This is a genomic window from Kitasatospora acidiphila (genome assembly GCF_006636205.1).
GTDB lineage: Bacteria > Actinomycetota > Actinomycetes > Streptomycetales > Streptomycetaceae > Kitasatospora > Kitasatospora acidiphila.
In genome coordinates, this window is record NZ_VIGB01000003.1 from 1,347,667 (window position 1) to 1,362,230 (window position 14,564).

At 71.0% G+C, this 14,564-nt stretch carries 12 protein-coding genes and 1 pseudogene; all 13 read right to left on the bottom strand.

Features of this window, described 5'->3' with window-relative positions; genetic code table 11:
- Nucleotides 1-93 precede the first annotated feature (93 nt).
- The 13 genes and pseudogenes from metK to pyrR all read right to left on the bottom strand — a co-directional run bounded on the left by metK (nucleotide 94) and on the right by pyrR (nucleotide 14,450).
- Nucleotides 94-1,290 carry a methionine adenosyltransferase gene (metK, locus tag E6W39_RS06890; RefSeq protein WP_141632775.1) on the bottom strand — a complete coding sequence of 399 codons (1,197 nt, stop codon included), beginning with the start codon at nucleotides 1,288-1,290 and terminating at the stop codon, nucleotides 94-96.
- 225 nt (nucleotides 1,291-1,515) lie between these two features.
- Nucleotides 1,516-2,736, bottom strand: a complete 1,221-nt coding sequence (coaBC, locus tag E6W39_RS06895; protein ID WP_141632776.1) for a bifunctional phosphopantothenoylcysteine decarboxylase/phosphopantothenate--cysteine ligase CoaBC — start codon at nucleotides 2,734-2,736, stop codon at nucleotides 1,516-1,518.
- An 80-nt stretch (nucleotides 2,737-2,816) separates the two neighbouring features.
- Entirely contained in the window at nucleotides 2,817-3,083 is a 267-nt protein-coding gene (rpoZ, locus tag E6W39_RS06900; RefSeq protein ID WP_035840778.1) for a DNA-directed RNA polymerase subunit omega, read from the bottom strand.
- 34 nt (nucleotides 3,084-3,117) lie between these two features.
- A pseudogene (gene gmk / locus E6W39_RS06905) lies at nucleotides 3,118-3,674 on the bottom strand (guanylate kinase).
- A 105-nt stretch (nucleotides 3,675-3,779) separates the two neighbouring features.
- A complete protein-coding gene (gene mihF / locus E6W39_RS06910) occupies nucleotides 3,780-4,106 on the bottom strand; it encodes an integration host factor, actinobacterial type (protein WP_035840782.1) in 327 nt (108 codons plus the stop codon).
- A gap of 291 nt (nucleotides 4,107-4,397) precedes the next feature.
- Nucleotides 4,398-5,246, bottom strand: coding sequence for an orotidine-5'-phosphate decarboxylase (gene pyrF / locus E6W39_RS06915; RefSeq protein WP_141637581.1), 849 nt, complete (start codon nucleotides 5,244-5,246; stop codon nucleotides 4,398-4,400).
- A 49-nt stretch (nucleotides 5,247-5,295) separates the two neighbouring features.
- Complete coding sequence (locus E6W39_RS06920; protein ID WP_141632777.1) at nucleotides 5,296-6,390, bottom strand: quinone-dependent dihydroorotate dehydrogenase; 1,095 nt, start codon at nucleotides 6,388-6,390, stop codon at nucleotides 5,296-5,298.
- Nucleotides 6,391-6,448: 58 nt separating this feature from the next.
- Nucleotides 6,449-9,757 (bottom strand): carbamoyl-phosphate synthase large subunit, encoded by a 3,309-nt coding sequence (carB, locus tag E6W39_RS06925; protein ID WP_141632778.1) that lies wholly within the window; start codon nucleotides 9,755-9,757, stop codon nucleotides 6,449-6,451.
- A complete protein-coding gene (gene carA, locus E6W39_RS06930; protein WP_141632779.1) occupies nucleotides 9,750-10,907 on the bottom strand; it encodes a glutamine-hydrolyzing carbamoyl-phosphate synthase small subunit in 1,158 nt (385 codons plus the stop codon). The genes carB and carA overlap by 8 nt, the downstream gene beginning before the upstream one ends.
- Nucleotides 10,904-11,446 (bottom strand): PH-like domain-containing protein, encoded by a 543-nt coding sequence (locus tag E6W39_RS06935; protein ID WP_141637582.1) that lies wholly within the window; start codon nucleotides 11,444-11,446, stop codon nucleotides 10,904-10,906. Before E6W39_RS06935 ends, carA begins: the two co-directional genes overlap by 4 nt.
- Before the next feature lie 29 nt (nucleotides 11,447-11,475).
- On the bottom strand, nucleotides 11,476-12,768 hold the full coding sequence (locus E6W39_RS06940) for a dihydroorotase (RefSeq protein ID WP_141637583.1): 1,293 nt from the start codon (nucleotides 12,766-12,768) through the stop codon (nucleotides 11,476-11,478).
- Between the two features lie 86 nt (nucleotides 12,769-12,854).
- Nucleotides 12,855-13,832, bottom strand: coding sequence for an aspartate carbamoyltransferase catalytic subunit (locus E6W39_RS06945; protein ID WP_141632780.1), 978 nt, complete (start codon nucleotides 13,830-13,832; stop codon nucleotides 12,855-12,857).
- Between the two features lie 9 nt (nucleotides 13,833-13,841).
- Entirely contained in the window at nucleotides 13,842-14,450 is a 609-nt protein-coding gene (gene pyrR / locus E6W39_RS06950) for a bifunctional pyr operon transcriptional regulator/uracil phosphoribosyltransferase PyrR (protein ID WP_141632781.1), read from the bottom strand.
- Nucleotides 14,451-14,564 lie beyond the last annotated feature (114 nt).

Genomic DNA, 14,564 nt, shown 5'->3' on the forward strand with positions numbered 1-14,564 from the left:
CGGTCTCAGTGGTACCACAGCGGTCCGACAGACAACGGCGGTGGCCGCCCCCTCGGCAGGGGACGGCCACCACGGTACGGCTCGGACGGGGGCTCAGCCCGCGACGGCGGCCTTCAGCGCCTCGGCGCGGTCGGTCCGCTCCCAGGTGAAGTCCGGCAGCTCGCGGCCGAAGTGGCCGTAGGCGGCGGTCTGGGCGTAGATCGGACGCAGCAGGTCGAGGTCGCGGATGAGCGCGGCCGGACGCAGGTCGAAGACCTTGGTGACGGCCTCCTGGATCTTCAGCACCGGAACGGTCTCGGTGCCGAAGGTCTCCACGAACAGACCCACCGGCTCGGCCTTGCCGATCGCGTAGGCCACCTGGACCTCGGCGCGGCGGGCCAGGCCCGCGGCGACGATGTTCTTGGCGACCCAGCGCATCGCGTAGGCGGCCGAGCGGTCGACCTTGGACGGGTCCTTGCCGGAGAAGGCGCCGCCACCGTGGCGGGCCATGCCGCCGTATGTGTCGATGATGATCTTGCGGCCGGTCAGACCGGCGTCGCCCATCGGGCCGCCGATCTCGAAGCGGCCGGTCGGGTTGACCAGCAGCCGGTAGTCGGAGGTGTCGATGGCGATCTCCCGCAGCACCGGCTCCACCACGAACTCGCGGATGTCGGGCGCCAGCAGCGAGTCCAGGTCGATGTCGGACGCGTGCTGGGTGGAGACGACCACGGTGTCCACGCGCACGGCCTGGTCGCCGTCGTACTCGATGGTGACCTGGGTCTTGCCGTCCGGGCGCAGGTACGGGATGGTCCCGTTCTTGCGCACCTCGGTCAGCTTGCGGGAGAGGCGGTGCGCCAGGGTGATCGGCAGCGGCATCAGCTCGGGGGTGTCGTCGCACGCGTACCCGAACATCAGGCCCTGGTCACCGGCGCCCTGGCGGTCCAGCTCGTCGTCGACGTCGCCCTCGACGCGGTGCTCGTGCGCGGTGTCGACGCCCTGGGCGATGTCCGGCGACTGCGAGCCGATCGAGACCGAGACCCCGCAGGAGGCGCCGTCGAAGCCCTTCTTCGAGCTGTCGTAGCCGATCTCCAGGATCTTCTCCCGGACCAGCTGCGCGATCGGCGCGTAGGCCTTGGTGGTGACCTCACCGGCGATGTGCACCTGGCCGGTGGTGATGAGGGTCTCGACGGCGACCCGGGAGGTCGGGTCGTCCTTCAGCAGGGCGTCGAGGATGGTGTCGCTGATCTGGTCAGCGATCTTGTCGGGGTGCCCCTCGGTGACGGACTCCGAGGTGAACAGGCGGCGAGACACAGCGCTCCCTGGGGTTGCAGCGGCTGCTGACTGAATGCCCCGGTCGGGACCGGGGCATCCGGAAAGACTTGATGCCTTGGAGTGTAACGGTCAGCTATCGGCGTTCAATACTCACTACCGGCCAGTTCACGCGGTCGTCTCAGCCAATGGTCGTGAAAATGATCACCCGGGGCGTCCCGGGGCGCCGGGGAACCGTCGGCCGCCCGGCATCCACTGCTCCTCCGCTCAGCCGAGCCGCGCCACCACCTGGTCCCAGATCGCGTCCGCGAGCTCCTCCTTGGGACCGGGCGGCACCGGTGTCTCACTGCCGTCCGCGCCCAGGATGACCGCTTCGTTGGTATCCGTACCGAAGGCCTTGCCGTCGCCGACCTCGTTGACCACCAGCAGGTCGCAGCCCTTGCGGGCCAGCTTGGCCCGGCCATGGGCCAGCACCTGGTCGGTCTCGGCGGCGAAGCCCACCACCAGCTGCCCCGGACGGGTGCGGTCGGCGGACAGCTCGGCCAGGATGTCCGGATTGCGGACAAGGGCCACGGGCGCCGGCTCCTCGCCCTCGACCTTCTTGATCTTCCCAGTGGCATATACGGCGGGTCGGAAGTCGGCGACCGCGGCGGCCATCACCACCACGTCCGCCTCGGGCGCCGCCTTGACAGCCGCCTCCCGCAGCTCCAGGGCCGTGGCGACCGGGATCACGTCGACCCCGGCCGGCCCGGGCAGCGACACATTGGCGGACAGCAGGGTGACCCGGGCCCCGCGGGCGGCCGCGGCGGCGGCCAGCGCGTAACCCTGCTTGCCGGAGGAGCGGTTCCCCAGGAACCGCACCGGGTCCAGCGGCTCGCGGGTGCCGCCGGCCGAGACAAGTACGTGCCGCCCGGCCAGGTCGGCCTCCCCGACGCCGCGGACCAGCACCCGGCGGCAGGCCGCGAAGATGGCGTCCGGATCCGGCAGCCGGCCCTTGCCGGTGTCCTTGCCGGTCAGCCGGCCGACCGCCGGCTCCAGCACCACCGCGCCGCGCCGGCGCAGCGTGGCGACGTTCTCCTGGGTGGCCGGGTGCTCCCACATCTCGGTGTGCATCGCGGGCGCGAACACCACCGGACAGCGGGCCGTGAGCAGGGTGTTGGTGAGCAGGTCGTCCGCCATGCCGTGGGCCGCCTTGGCCATCAGGTCGGCGGTGGCGGGGGCGACGACCACCAGGTCGGCGTTCTGCCCGATCCGCACGTGCGGGACCTCGTGCACCCGCTCCCAGGTCTCGGTGGCCGCCGGGCGCCCGGACAGCGCGGCCCAGGTCGCCTCGCCGACGAAGTGCAGTGCGGCCGCGGTCGGCACCACGGTCACCTGGTGGCCCGACTCGGTGAACCGGCGCAGCAGCTCACAGGCCTTGTAGGCGGCGATCCCGCCGCTCACGCCGAGGACGACACGGGGCTGGCTCTGGGGAGAAGTCTCGCTCACGCCTTCACCATAGAGCCCGGCCCCGGCGGGAAGCAGCAAGGGGCCCACCGGACGGATCCGGTGGGCCCCTTGAGAGGCCGTCAGGCCGCGTCGACCGCCTCGGCGGTCAGCATGCCGGCGTTGATCTCGCGCAGCGCGATCGACAGCGGCTTCTCGTGCACGTGGGTATCGACCAGCGGACCGACGTACTCCAGCAGGCCCTCGCCGAGCTGGGAGTAGTACGCGTTGATCTGGCGAGCGCGCTTGGCCGCGTAGATCACCAGGCTGTACTTCGAGTCCGTGGCCTCAAGCAGCTCGTCGATCGGCGGGTTGATGATGCCCTCGGGCGCGGTCATGGAAGAGGACACGCGAAAACCTTCCGAAAGGGTGGAAAACAAAAGGTCAGACTACACCGAGCAAGGCTAGCAGCTCGGCCGTCACCTGCTCGACCGAGGTGTTGACCAGCGTGGTGTCGAACTCCGGCTCGGCGGCCAGCTCGACCCGGGCGGCGGCCAGCCGCTCGTCGATGACGTCTTGCGGCTCGGTGCCGCGGCCGGTCAGCCGGCGCACCAGCTCCTCCCAGCTCGGCGGAGCCAGGAAGACCAGCTGGGCCTCCGGCATCGACTGCCGCACCTGGCGGGCCCCCTGCAGCTCGATCTCCAGCAGGACCGGCTCACCGCGGTCCAGCTTGGCCTCGACGGCGGCCCGGGGGTGCCGTACCGGTTCCCCGCGAAGACGGCCCACTCCAGCAGCTCGCCGTTGGCGATCAGCTTGTCGAACTCGTCGTTGTCGACGAAGTGGTACTGGACCCCGTCCTGCTCGCCGGGCCTCGGGCGCCGGGTGGTCGCGGAGACCGAGAGCCACACCTCGGGGAACTGCTGCCTCAAATGGGCGACGACCGTGCTCTTGCCGACCCCGGAGGGGCCGGAGAGCACGGTCAGCCGCGGACGCTCACTCATGCACCGATTATCCCGGATCCTGGACGGTCCGGAGAACACCGGGGTTCAGGACACCGACGCCAGAGCGCTCAGCACACCGACGCCAGGCCGTTCAGGACACCGACGTCAGGACGCGGTGCCGCCGAACTCCCGCTCCAGCGAAGCGATCTGGTTGGTACCGAGACCACGGACACGCCGGCTCTCGGAGATGCCCAGGCGCTCCATGATCTGCTTGGCACGGACCTTGCCGACACCGGGAAGGCTCTCCAGCAGTGCGGAGACCTTCATCTTGCCGATGACCTCGTTGTCTGCCTTGCCGGCCTTGATGACCTCGTGCAGGGATGCGCCCGAGTGCTTGAGCCGGTTCTTCACCTCGGCGCGCTCCCGGCGAGCCTCGGCGGCCTTGGCCAGCGCGGCGGAGCGCTGTTCAGGGGTAAGGGGCGGAAGAGCCACGCCGTTCACCTCAGGGTCTGGAAGGAATTGAAGTGCTAGGACATTGGGGTTGAACCAGATGCCTGCCACCGCCCGTCATGGGCGATGACCGCAGGGCGATCCAGCCGCTCTGACCTGCGAGAGCAGCGAGATTTCGCCCCGCCGAGGGCATCTACCGCCGGACACTACCCGCATTGTGCGCCCACGTCAGGAAAAGAAGCCGAAAAGTCCTGGTCAGCACAGGTAGGCCAGGACTTTTCGGGAGAAAACGGCCCGGTTTGAACCGACTTTGCCAGCCGAGTGTGACAGCCCTCACATCGCCGATACGGCCCGGATCTCGTCGATGAAGCGCTGGGCAGCGTCGCGCAGGCCGGTGACCGACGGCCCGTGCTTGAGCACGTCCCGGCTGACGCTGGGCACCACGGCCGGAACCGCGGCGCCGAAGACCCGGGGCAGGTCGGCCATCGTGGCCCCCTGCGCGCCGATCCCGGGGGCCAGCAGCGGGCCGTTGATCGCCAGGTCCACCCCGGCGTCGGCCAGGGTGGCGCCGACCACCGCGCCGAACGAACCCAGCGGGGTGGCACCGGCGTTCTCGGCGGCCAGCCGGTTCAGCACCTGCTGCGCCACGCTCACGCCGTCCGGGCCGGTGGCCCGCTGCACCTCGAAGCCCTCCGGGTTGGAGGTCAGGGCCAGCGCGAAGACGCCGCAGCCGTTCGCCCGGGCGAGGTCCAGCGCGGGCTGCAGCGAGCCGAAGCCCAGGTAGGGGCTGACCGTGACGGCGTCCGAGAAGAGCGGGCTGCCGGGGCTCAGGAACGCCTCGGCGTAGGCCGCCATGGTGGAGCCGATGTCGCCGCGCTTGGCGTCCATCAGCACCAGGGCGCCGGCCGCCCGGGCGTCGGCCACGGCGCGCTCCAGCACGGCGACACCCTTGCTGCCGAACCGCTCGAAGAACGCGGCCTGCGGCTTCAGCACCGCCACCCGGTCGGCCAGCGCCTCGACCACGGTGCGGCTGAAGGTCTCCAGGCCGGCCAGGTCGTCGCCCAGGCCCCAGGCGGAGAGCAGGGCGGCGTGCGGGTCGATGCCGACGCAGAGCTGGCCGCGCTCGTCCATGGCGTGGCGCAGCCGCCCGCCGAAGGAGTTGGAGTCGAAGGGGGTGGTCATGGCGTCCTTCACGGTGGGGTTGTAGGTGGGTGGGTGCGATCTCGGGCCGTCAGGCTCCGGCGCCGACCGCCTCGGTGATGCTCTGGTAGCCGTGCCTGCGCAGCCGGGAGGAGAGGCCCTTGTGGATCCGGCGCATCCAGAACGGGCCCTCGTAGATGAAGGCGCTGAAGCCCTGCACCAGGTCGGCGCCCGCCAGGATCCGCTGCCAGGCGTCCTCGGCCGTCTCGATGCCGCCGACCGAGACCAGCACCAGCCGGCCGTCGGTGCGCCCCCGCAGCCGCCGCAGCACCTCCAGCGAGCGGTCCTTGAGCGGCGCACCGGAAAGCCCGCCCATGCCGATCGCCTCGACCTCGGCGGCCGTGGCCCGCAGCCCCTCGCGCCCGATCGTGGTGTTGGTGGCGATGATGCCGTCCAGGCCCAGCTCCAGCGCCAGGTCGGCCACCGCGTCCACGTCCTCGTCGGCCAGGTCGGGGGCGATCTTCACCAGCAGCGGCACATGGTGGGCGGTGGCGTGGTCGGCGGCCTCCCGCACGGCCGTCAGCAGCGGGCGCAGGTGCGAGACGGCCTGCAGGTTGCGCAGCCCCGGGGTGTTCGGGGAGGAGACGTTGACCACCAGGTAGTCGGCGTGCCCGGCCAGCCGCTCGGTGCTCTTGACGTAGTCCGAGACGGCGTCGGCCTCCTCGACCACCTTGGTCTTGCCGATGTTGACGCCGACCACCGGCGACATCGAGCCGCGCTGGCGCTGCGCCAGCCGGGCCGCGATCCGCGCCGAGCCCTGGTTGTTGAAGCCCATGCGGTTGATCAGCGCCCGGTCCTCGACCAGCCGGAACATCCGCGGCGCCGGGTTGCCGGGCTGCGGCTCGCCGGTCACGGTGCCGATCTCGACGTAGTCGAAGCCGAGCATCGCCAACCCGTCGATGCCGATCGCGTTCTTGTCGAAGCCGGCGCCGAGACCGAACGGGCCGGGCAGGTCGAGGCCGAGCGCATTGGTGCGCAGCGCCTTGTCCTTGGGGGCCAGCACCAGCGTGACCAGCTGCCGCAGGCCGGGCACCGAGGCGGCCAGCCGGATCCAGAAGAACGCCAGGTGGTGCGCCTTCTCGGGGTCCATCTTCCGGAAGACCAGGTTGAACAGAAGCTTGTACACAGGGCTCCTCGCATGGGAATGGGGGCACCACACTCGGTGCCCCCCATTCAGGATCGGGCTACTTGCGGGCGGAGTTGATCAGCGCCGCGTGCTCCTGGAGCGACATCACCCCGACGTCGCCACGGGTCAGCGCGTCGATGCCCTGGACCGCCGCGCCCATCGCCTGGACGGTGGTCAGGCACGGCACGCCGCGGGCCACGGCGGCGGTGCGGATCTCGTAGCCGTCCATGCGGCCGCCGGTGCCGTAGGGGGTGTTGATGATCAGGTCGACCTCGCCGTCGTGGATCAGCTGCACGACGGTCCGCTCGCCGTTCGGGCCGACGCCCTCACTGTGCTTGCGCACCTGGGTGGAGGGGATGCCGGCGCGCTGCAGCACCTCGGCGGTGCCGGCGGTGGCGAGCACCTCGAAGCCCAGCTCGACCAGCGCCCGGGCCGGGAAGACCAGGTTGCGCTTGTCGCGGTTGGCGACCGAGACGAACACCCGGCCCTTGGTCGGCAGCGAGCCGTAGGCGCCGGCCTGGGCCTTGGCGTAGGAGGTGCCGAACACCTTGTCGATGCCCATGACCTCACCGGTGGAGCGCATCTCCGGGCCGAGCACGGTGTCCACGCCGCGGCCGTGCACGTCGCGGAACCGCGACCACGGCATCACGGCCTCCTTGACCGAGATCGGGCAGTCGGCGGGCAGCGTGCCGCCGTCGCCCTCGGCCGGGAGCAGGCCCTCGGCGCGCAGCTCGGCGATGGTGGCGCCCAGCGAGATCCGGGCGGCGGCCTTGGCCAGCGGCACCGCGGTGGCCTTGGAGGTGAACGGCACGGTGCGGGAGGCGCGCGGGTTGGCCTCCAGCACGTAGAGGATGTCACCGGCCAGCGCGAACTGGATGTTGATCAGGCCGCGCACGCCGACGCCCTTGGCGATGGCCTCGGTGGAGGCCCGCAGCCGCTTGATGTCGAAGCCGCCCAGGGTGATCGGGGGCAGCGCGCAGGCGGAGTCGCCGGAGTGGATACCGGCCTCCTCGATGTGCTCCATGACGCCGCCGAGGTAGAGCTCGGCGCCGTCGTAGAGCGCGTCGACGTCGATCTCCACCGCGTCGTCCAGGAAGCGGTCGATCAGCACCGGGTGCTCGGAGATCAGGCCGGCGTGCCGCTCCAGGTAGGAGGCGAGGCTGGCCTCGTCGTAGACGATCTCCATGCCGCGCCCGCCGAGCACGTAGGAGGGGCGGGCCAGCACCGGGTAGCCGATCTCGTCGGCGATGGCCTTGGCCTCCTCGAAGGAGAAGGCGGTGCCGTGCTTGGGCGCCGGCAGGCCGGCGTCCCGCAGCACCCGGCCGAACGCGCCGCGCTCCTCGGCCAGGTCGATCGCCTCGGGCTGGGTGCCGACGATCGGCACGCCGTTCTCCTTGAGCGCCTGGGCCAGGCCGAGCGGGGTCTGGCCGCCGAGCTGGACGATGACGCCCGCGACCGGTCCGGCCTGCTCCTCGGCGTGCACGATCTCCAGCACGTCCTCCAGGGTGAGCGGCTCGAAGTAGAGCCGGTCGGAGGTGTCGTAGTCGGTGGAGACGGTCTCGGGGTTGCAGTTGACCATCACGGTCTCGTACCCGGCGTCGGCCAGCGCGAAGGAGGCGTGCACGCAGGAGTAGTCGAACTCGATGCCCTGGCCGATCCGGTTCGGACCGGAGCCCAGGATGATCACCGCGGGCTTGGTGCGCGGCGCGACCTCGCTCTCCTCGTCATAGGACGAGTAGAAGTACGGGGTCTTGGCGGCGAATTCGGCGGCGCAGGTGTCAACGGTCTTGAAGACCGGGCGGATTCCGAGCGCGTGCCGCACCTCGCGGACCACGTCCGGCTTGAGGCCGCGGATCTCGCCGATCTGCTGGTCGGAGAAGCCGTGCCGCTTGGCGTGCCGCAGCAGCTGCGGGTCGAGCAGCTCGGCGGCGGCCAGCTCCTCGGCGATCTCGTTGAGCAGGAACAGCTGGTCGACGAACCAGGGGTCGATCTTGGTGGCGTCGAAGACCTCGCCCGGCGTGGCGCCGGCCCGGATCGCCTGCATCACGGTGTTGATCCGGCCGTCGGTCGGCACCTTGGCCTTGGTCAGCAGCTCGGCCTTGTCGCCGGTCGCGCCGACCCAGGTGAACTGCGAGCCCTTCTTCTCCAGCGAGCGCAGCGCCTTCTGCAGCGCCTCGGTGAAGTTGCGGCCCATCGCCATGGCCTCGCCGACCGACTTCATGGTGGTGGTCAGCGTGGCGTCGGCGGACGGGAACTTCTCGAAGGCGAACCGCGGGACCTTGACGACGACGTAGTCGAGGGTCGGCTCGAAGGAGGCCGGGGTCTGCTCGGTGATGTCGTTGGGGATCTCGTCCAGGGTGTAGCCGACGGCCAGCTTGGCGGCGATCTTGGCGATCGGGAAGCCGGTGGCCTTGGAGGCCAGCGCCGAGGAGCGGGAGACGCGCGGGTTCATCTCGATGACGATGACCCGGCCGTCGTCGGGGTTGACGGCGAACTGGATGTTGCAGCCACCGGTGTCGACGCCGACCTCGCGGATCACCGCGATGCCGATGTCGCGCAGGATCTGGTACTCGCGGTCGGTGAGCGTCATGGCCGGCGCGACCGTGATCGAGTCGCCGGTGTGCACGCCCATCGGGTCGAAGTTCTCGATCGAGCAGACGACCACGACGTTGTCGTTCTTGTCGCGCATCAGCTCGAGCTCGTACTCCTTCCAGCCGAGGATGGACTCCTCCAGGAGCACCTCGGTGGTCGGCGAGAGCGCCAGGCCCTGGCCGGCGATCCGGCGCAGGTCCTCCTCGTCGTGCGCGAAGCCGGAGCCGGCGCCGCCCATGGTGAAGGACGGGCGGACCACGACCGGGTAGCCGCCGAGGGTCTCGACCCCGGCCAGCACGTCGTCCATCGAGTGGCAGATCACCGAGCGGGCCGACTCGCCGTGCCCGATCTTGGCCTTGACGGCCTCCACGACCTGCTTGAACAGCTCGCGGTCCTCGCCCTTGTTGATCGCCTCGACATTGGCGCCGATCAGCTCGACGCCGTACTTCTCCAGCGTGCCGGCCTTGTGCAGGGCGATCGCGGTGTTGAGCGCGGTCTGCCCGCCCAGGGTCGGCAGGAGCACGTCGGGGCGCTCCTTGGCGATGATCTTCTCGACGAACTCGGGGGTGATCGGCTCGACGTAGGTGGCGTCGGCGATCTCCGGGTCGGTCATGATCGTGGCCGGGTTGGAGTTGACCAGGATCACCCGCAGGCCCTCGGCCCGCAGCACCCGGCACGCCTGGGTGCCGGAGTAGTCGAACTCGGCCGCCTGGCCGATCACGATCGGGCCGGAGCCGATGACCAGAACGGACTTGATGTCGGTGCGCTTAGGCACGCTGGCCCTCCATGAGCTGGGCGAAGCGGTCGAACAGGTACGCGGCGTCGTGCGGACCGGCGGCGGCCTCGGGGTGGTACTGAACGCTGAATGCGGGGGTGTCCAGGCACTGCAGGCCCTCGACCACGTCGTCGTTGAGGCAGACGTGGGAGACCTCGGCGCGGCCGAACGGGGTGTCGCTCACCTTGTCCAGCGGGGCCTCCACGGCGAAGCCGTGGTTGTGCGCGGTGACCTCGACCTTGCCGGTGGTGCGGTCCTGCACCGGCTGGTTGATGCCGCGGTGGCCGTACTTGAGCTTGTAGGTGCCGAAGCCCAGGGCGCGACCGAGGATCTGGTTGCCGAAGCAGATCCCGAAGAACGGGGTCCCGCGGCCGAGCACCTCGCGCAGCACCGCGACCTGGTGGTCGGCGGTGGCCGGGTCGCCCGGGCCGTTGGAGAAGAAGACGCCGTCCGGGTTGACCGCGTAGATGTCCTCGGCGGTGGCGTTCGCGGGCAGCACGTGCACCTCGATGCCGCGCTCGGCCATCCGGTGCGGGGTCATGCCCTTGATCCCGAGGTCGACGGCGGCGACGGTGAACTTCTTCGCACCGATCGCCGGGACCACGTAGGTCTCGGTGGTGGCGACCTCGGCGCACAGGTCGGCGCCCTTCATCTCGGGCGCCTGCTGCACCCGCGCCAGCAGCTCGGCCGGCTCGGCCAGCCGCTCGCCGGAGAAGATGCCGACCCGCATCGCCCCGCGCTCGCGCAGGTGGCGGGTGAGGGCCCGGGTGTCGATGCCGCTGATCCCGACCACGCCCTGGTCGGCCAGCTCCTCGTCCAGCGAGCGCTTGGCCCGCCAGTTGGAGGCCACCCGGGCGGGGTCGCGGACCACGTAGCCGGCCACCCAGATCTGCTTGGACTCGTCGTCCTCGTCGTTCCAGCCGGTGTTGCCGATCTGCGGGGCCGTCATGACCACCACCTGGCGGTGGTAGGACGGGTCGGTCAGGGTCTCCTGGTAGCCGGACATGCCGGTGTTGAAGACCGCCTCGCCGAAGGTCTCGCCGATCGCGCCGTACGCCTCACCGCGGAAGGTGCGACCGTCCTCCAGGACCAGCACGGCAGGCACACGCTCCCGCCAGGAGCGCGGCTTGGTGGGGGCAGGTGCGGTCATGGTGTTACGCCTTCCGTCTTCTTCGTACGTGGTGCTAGTTGTTCGATGGCGGTGACCCAGGCCGCGTGCTGGTCGGGGTGGTCCAGCCGCAGCCCGGACTCCAGCTCCTTGCCCTGGAGTCGCCAGCCGACCACCAGCAGGCCGGCCGGGACCACCTTGCCGGCGTGGCCGGAGTCGGTCCGAGCGCCCGTCAGCTCCTCGGCGGGCAGCCAGAGGTCGACGTCACCCGGGCGGCGGACCAGCAGCCCGCGTTCGGTCAGGGTCAGCTCGGCCAGGCTGCGGGTGCCCAAGCCGTGCGCCACCACCCGGTCCAGCCAGTTCCCGGCCGTGGTGGTGCCGTGGTAGCGGCCCTTGCTCTCCAGGATGGTGGCGCCGGGCTCGGCCGGCACGGCGGGCAGCTCCGGCAGGTCGGACTGCAGGGTGCGCCGCCAGTTCCAGCCCTGGCGCATCAGCCAGTAGATCAGCGCCACCAGGATCAGCAGGCCGACCGACCAGCCGATGTACGCGGGCCAGTTGTGCACCTGCGCCTTGTGCATCATCAGCGGCGTGCCGGCGAGGGGGGTGCCGCTCACGCCGGCTCGCCCGGCTCGACCAGCTCGCCGGCCAGCACCGTGGCGGTGCCGCGCAGGAAGGTGGCGTGCACGCGACCGGGCAGGTCAAGGCCGCGGTAGGGGGTGTTACGGCTGCGGGTGGCGAAGCTCTCGGGGTTCACGGTGCCACGGTACGCGGGATCGAAGAGCACCAGGTTGGCCGGCTCACCGACCGAGACGGGACGGCCGTGGCCGGCGAGACGGCCGATCCGGGCCGGGCGGTGCGACATCCGGTCGGCGACGCCCTCCCAGTTCAGCAGGCCGGTGTCGACCATCGCCTGCTGAACCACGGAGAGCGCGGTCTCCAGGCCGACCATGCCCATCGCGGCCACGGCCCACTCGCAGTCCTTGTCCTCGGCCGGGTGCGGCGCGTGGTCGGTGGCCACCGCGTCGATGGTGCCGTCGGCCAGCGCCTTGCGCAGCGCCTGCACGTCCTCGGCGGTGCGCAGCGGCGGGTTGACCTTGTAGACCGGGTCGTAGCTGCGGACCAGCTCGTCGGTGAGCAGCAGGTGGTGCGGGGTCACCTCGGCGGTGACGTCCCAGCCCTTGGCCTTGGCCCAGCGGATGATCTCCACCGAGCCGGCGGTGGAGACGTGGCAGACGTGCAGCCGGGAGCCGACGTGCGCGGCCAGCAGCACGTCGCGGGCGATGATCGACTCCTCGGCGACGGCCGGCCAGCCGCCGAGCCCGAGCTCGCCGGAGACCTGGCCCTCGTTCATCTGGGCACCCTCGGTGAGCCGCGGCTCCTGGGCGTGCTGGGCGACGACGCCGTCGAAGGCCTTCACGTACTCCAGCGCGCGGCGCATGATCACCGCGTCGTCCACGCACTTGCCGTCGTCGGAGAAGACCCGCACGCCGGCGGCCGAGTCGTGCATGGCGCCGAGCTCGGCGAGCTTCTTGCCCTCCAGGCCGACCGTGACGGCGCCGACCGGCTGCACGTCGCAGTAGCCGGACTCCTTGCCGAGCCGCCAGACCTGCTCGACCACACCGGCGGTGTCGGCCACCGGGAAGGTGTTGGCCATCGCGTGCACGGCGGTGTAGCCGCCCTTGGCGGCCGCCTGGGTGCCGGTCAGCACGGTCTCGGCGTCCTCGCGGCCCGGCTCGCGCAGATGGGTGTGCAGGTCGACCAGGCCGGGCAGCGCGACCAGGCCGGTGGCGTCGATCTCCACGTCGGCCTCGGCCCTCAGGTCGGTGCCGATCTGCTGGAAGGTGCCGTCGGCGATCAGGATGTCCTGCGCCGGGCCGCCGAGGATCTGTGCGTTGCGGATCAGATAAGAAGTGGATCGGCCACTTCGCTGGAGCTCGGCGGCCGCTCCCCTGGGGTCGCTGCTCTCATTGGTTCGCTCGCTGCGCTCGCTCACTTTGCGGCCTCACTCTGGTTGGTGCTGGGGGCGTCGGCGAGGGTGGCTCCGCCGAGCAGGAGGTACAGGACGGCCATCCGGATCGAGACGCCGTTGGCGACCTGCTCGACCGCGGTGCAACGCGGCGAGTCGGCGACCTCGGCGGTGATCTCCATGCCGCGGACCATCGGGCCCGGGTGCATCACCACGGCGTGCTCGGGCAGGCGGGCCAGGCGCCGGCCGTTCATCCCGTAGCGGCGCGCGTACTCGCGCTCGGTCGGGAAGAAGGCGGCGTTCATCCGCTCGCGCTGGACGCGGAGCATCATCAGCGCGTCGGTCTTGGCCAGTGCGGCGTCCAGGTCGTAGGAGACCTCGCACGGCCAGTGCTCGATGCCGATCGGGACCAGGGTGGGCGGGGCCACGAAGGTGACCTCGGCGCCCAGGGTGTTGAGCAGCAGCACGTTGGAGCGGGCGACCCGGCTGTGCAGGACGTCGCCCACGATGGTCACCCGGCGGCCGCTGAGGTCGTTGCCGAGGCCCGGGTTGAGGTGCCGACGCAGCGTGAAGGCGTCCAGCAGGGCCTGGGTGGGGTGCTCGTGGGTGCCGTCGCCGGCGTTGATCACGCTGCCGTGCAGCCAGTCGGACTGGGCGAGCCGGGCCGGCGCGCCGGAGGCGTGGTGGCGGATCACCACGGCGTCGGCGCCCATCGCCTGCAGGGTGAGCGCGGTGTCCTTGAGGCTCTCGCCCTTGGAGACCGAGGAGCCCTTGGCGGCGAAGTTGATCACGTCGGCCGAGAGGCGCTTCTCGGCGACCTCGAAGGAGGTCTTGGTGCGGGTGGAGTCCTCGAAGAACAGGTTGACGACGGTGCGGCCGCGCAGCGTGGGGAGCTTCTTGACGGCCCGTCCGGAGAGCTGGGCGAGCTCCTCGGCGGTGTCCAGGATCAGCAGCGCGTCGTCGCGGCTGAGGTCGGCGGCGGAGACGAGGTGGCGCTTCACGGGGGTTTTCTACTCCGGGCGGGTCGGATCGGCGGCGAGTGCCTGGGAGCTGCGGGCGGTGTAGTCGCGGTCGCCGACCAGCACGGCGTCCTGGCCGTCGCTGTCGGCGAGCCGGACCTGCACGGCCTCGCGCAGTGAGGTGGGCAGGTTCTTGCCCACGTAGTCGGCGCGGATCGGGAGCTCGCGGTGGCCGCGGTCGACCAGCACGGCGAGCTGCACGGCGCGGGGACGGCCGATGTCGCCGAGGGCGTCGAGGGCGGCGCGCACGGTGCGGCCGGAGAACAGCACGTCGTCGACCAGGATCACCAGCTTGCCGTCGACACCGCCGGCGGGGATCTCGGTGTGCTCCAGCGCGCGGGCCGGCTTCAGCCGCAGGTCATCGCGGTACATGGTGATGTCGAGGGTGCCCAGCGGGATCTCGCGGCCGGTGATCTGGGTCAGCTTGGCCTGCAGGCGGCGGGACAGGTGCACGCCGCGGGTGTGGATGCCCAGCAGCACGACGTCCTCGGCGCCCTTGGCGCGCTCGACGATCTCGTGCGCGATCCGGGTGATCACCCGGGAGATGTCCGCGCCGTCCAGCACCTGGTGCGGCGGACGCGGTGAATCGTTTGTGGTCATGCCGAAGCGGACCTCCTTCCCCGCCTCACAGGACGGGCCTTAAAGGATGTCTGATGGTGGCCGTCCGGCTACGTGGCGGACGCCTCAGTCATCCTACCAGGGAGATCGTGCCGA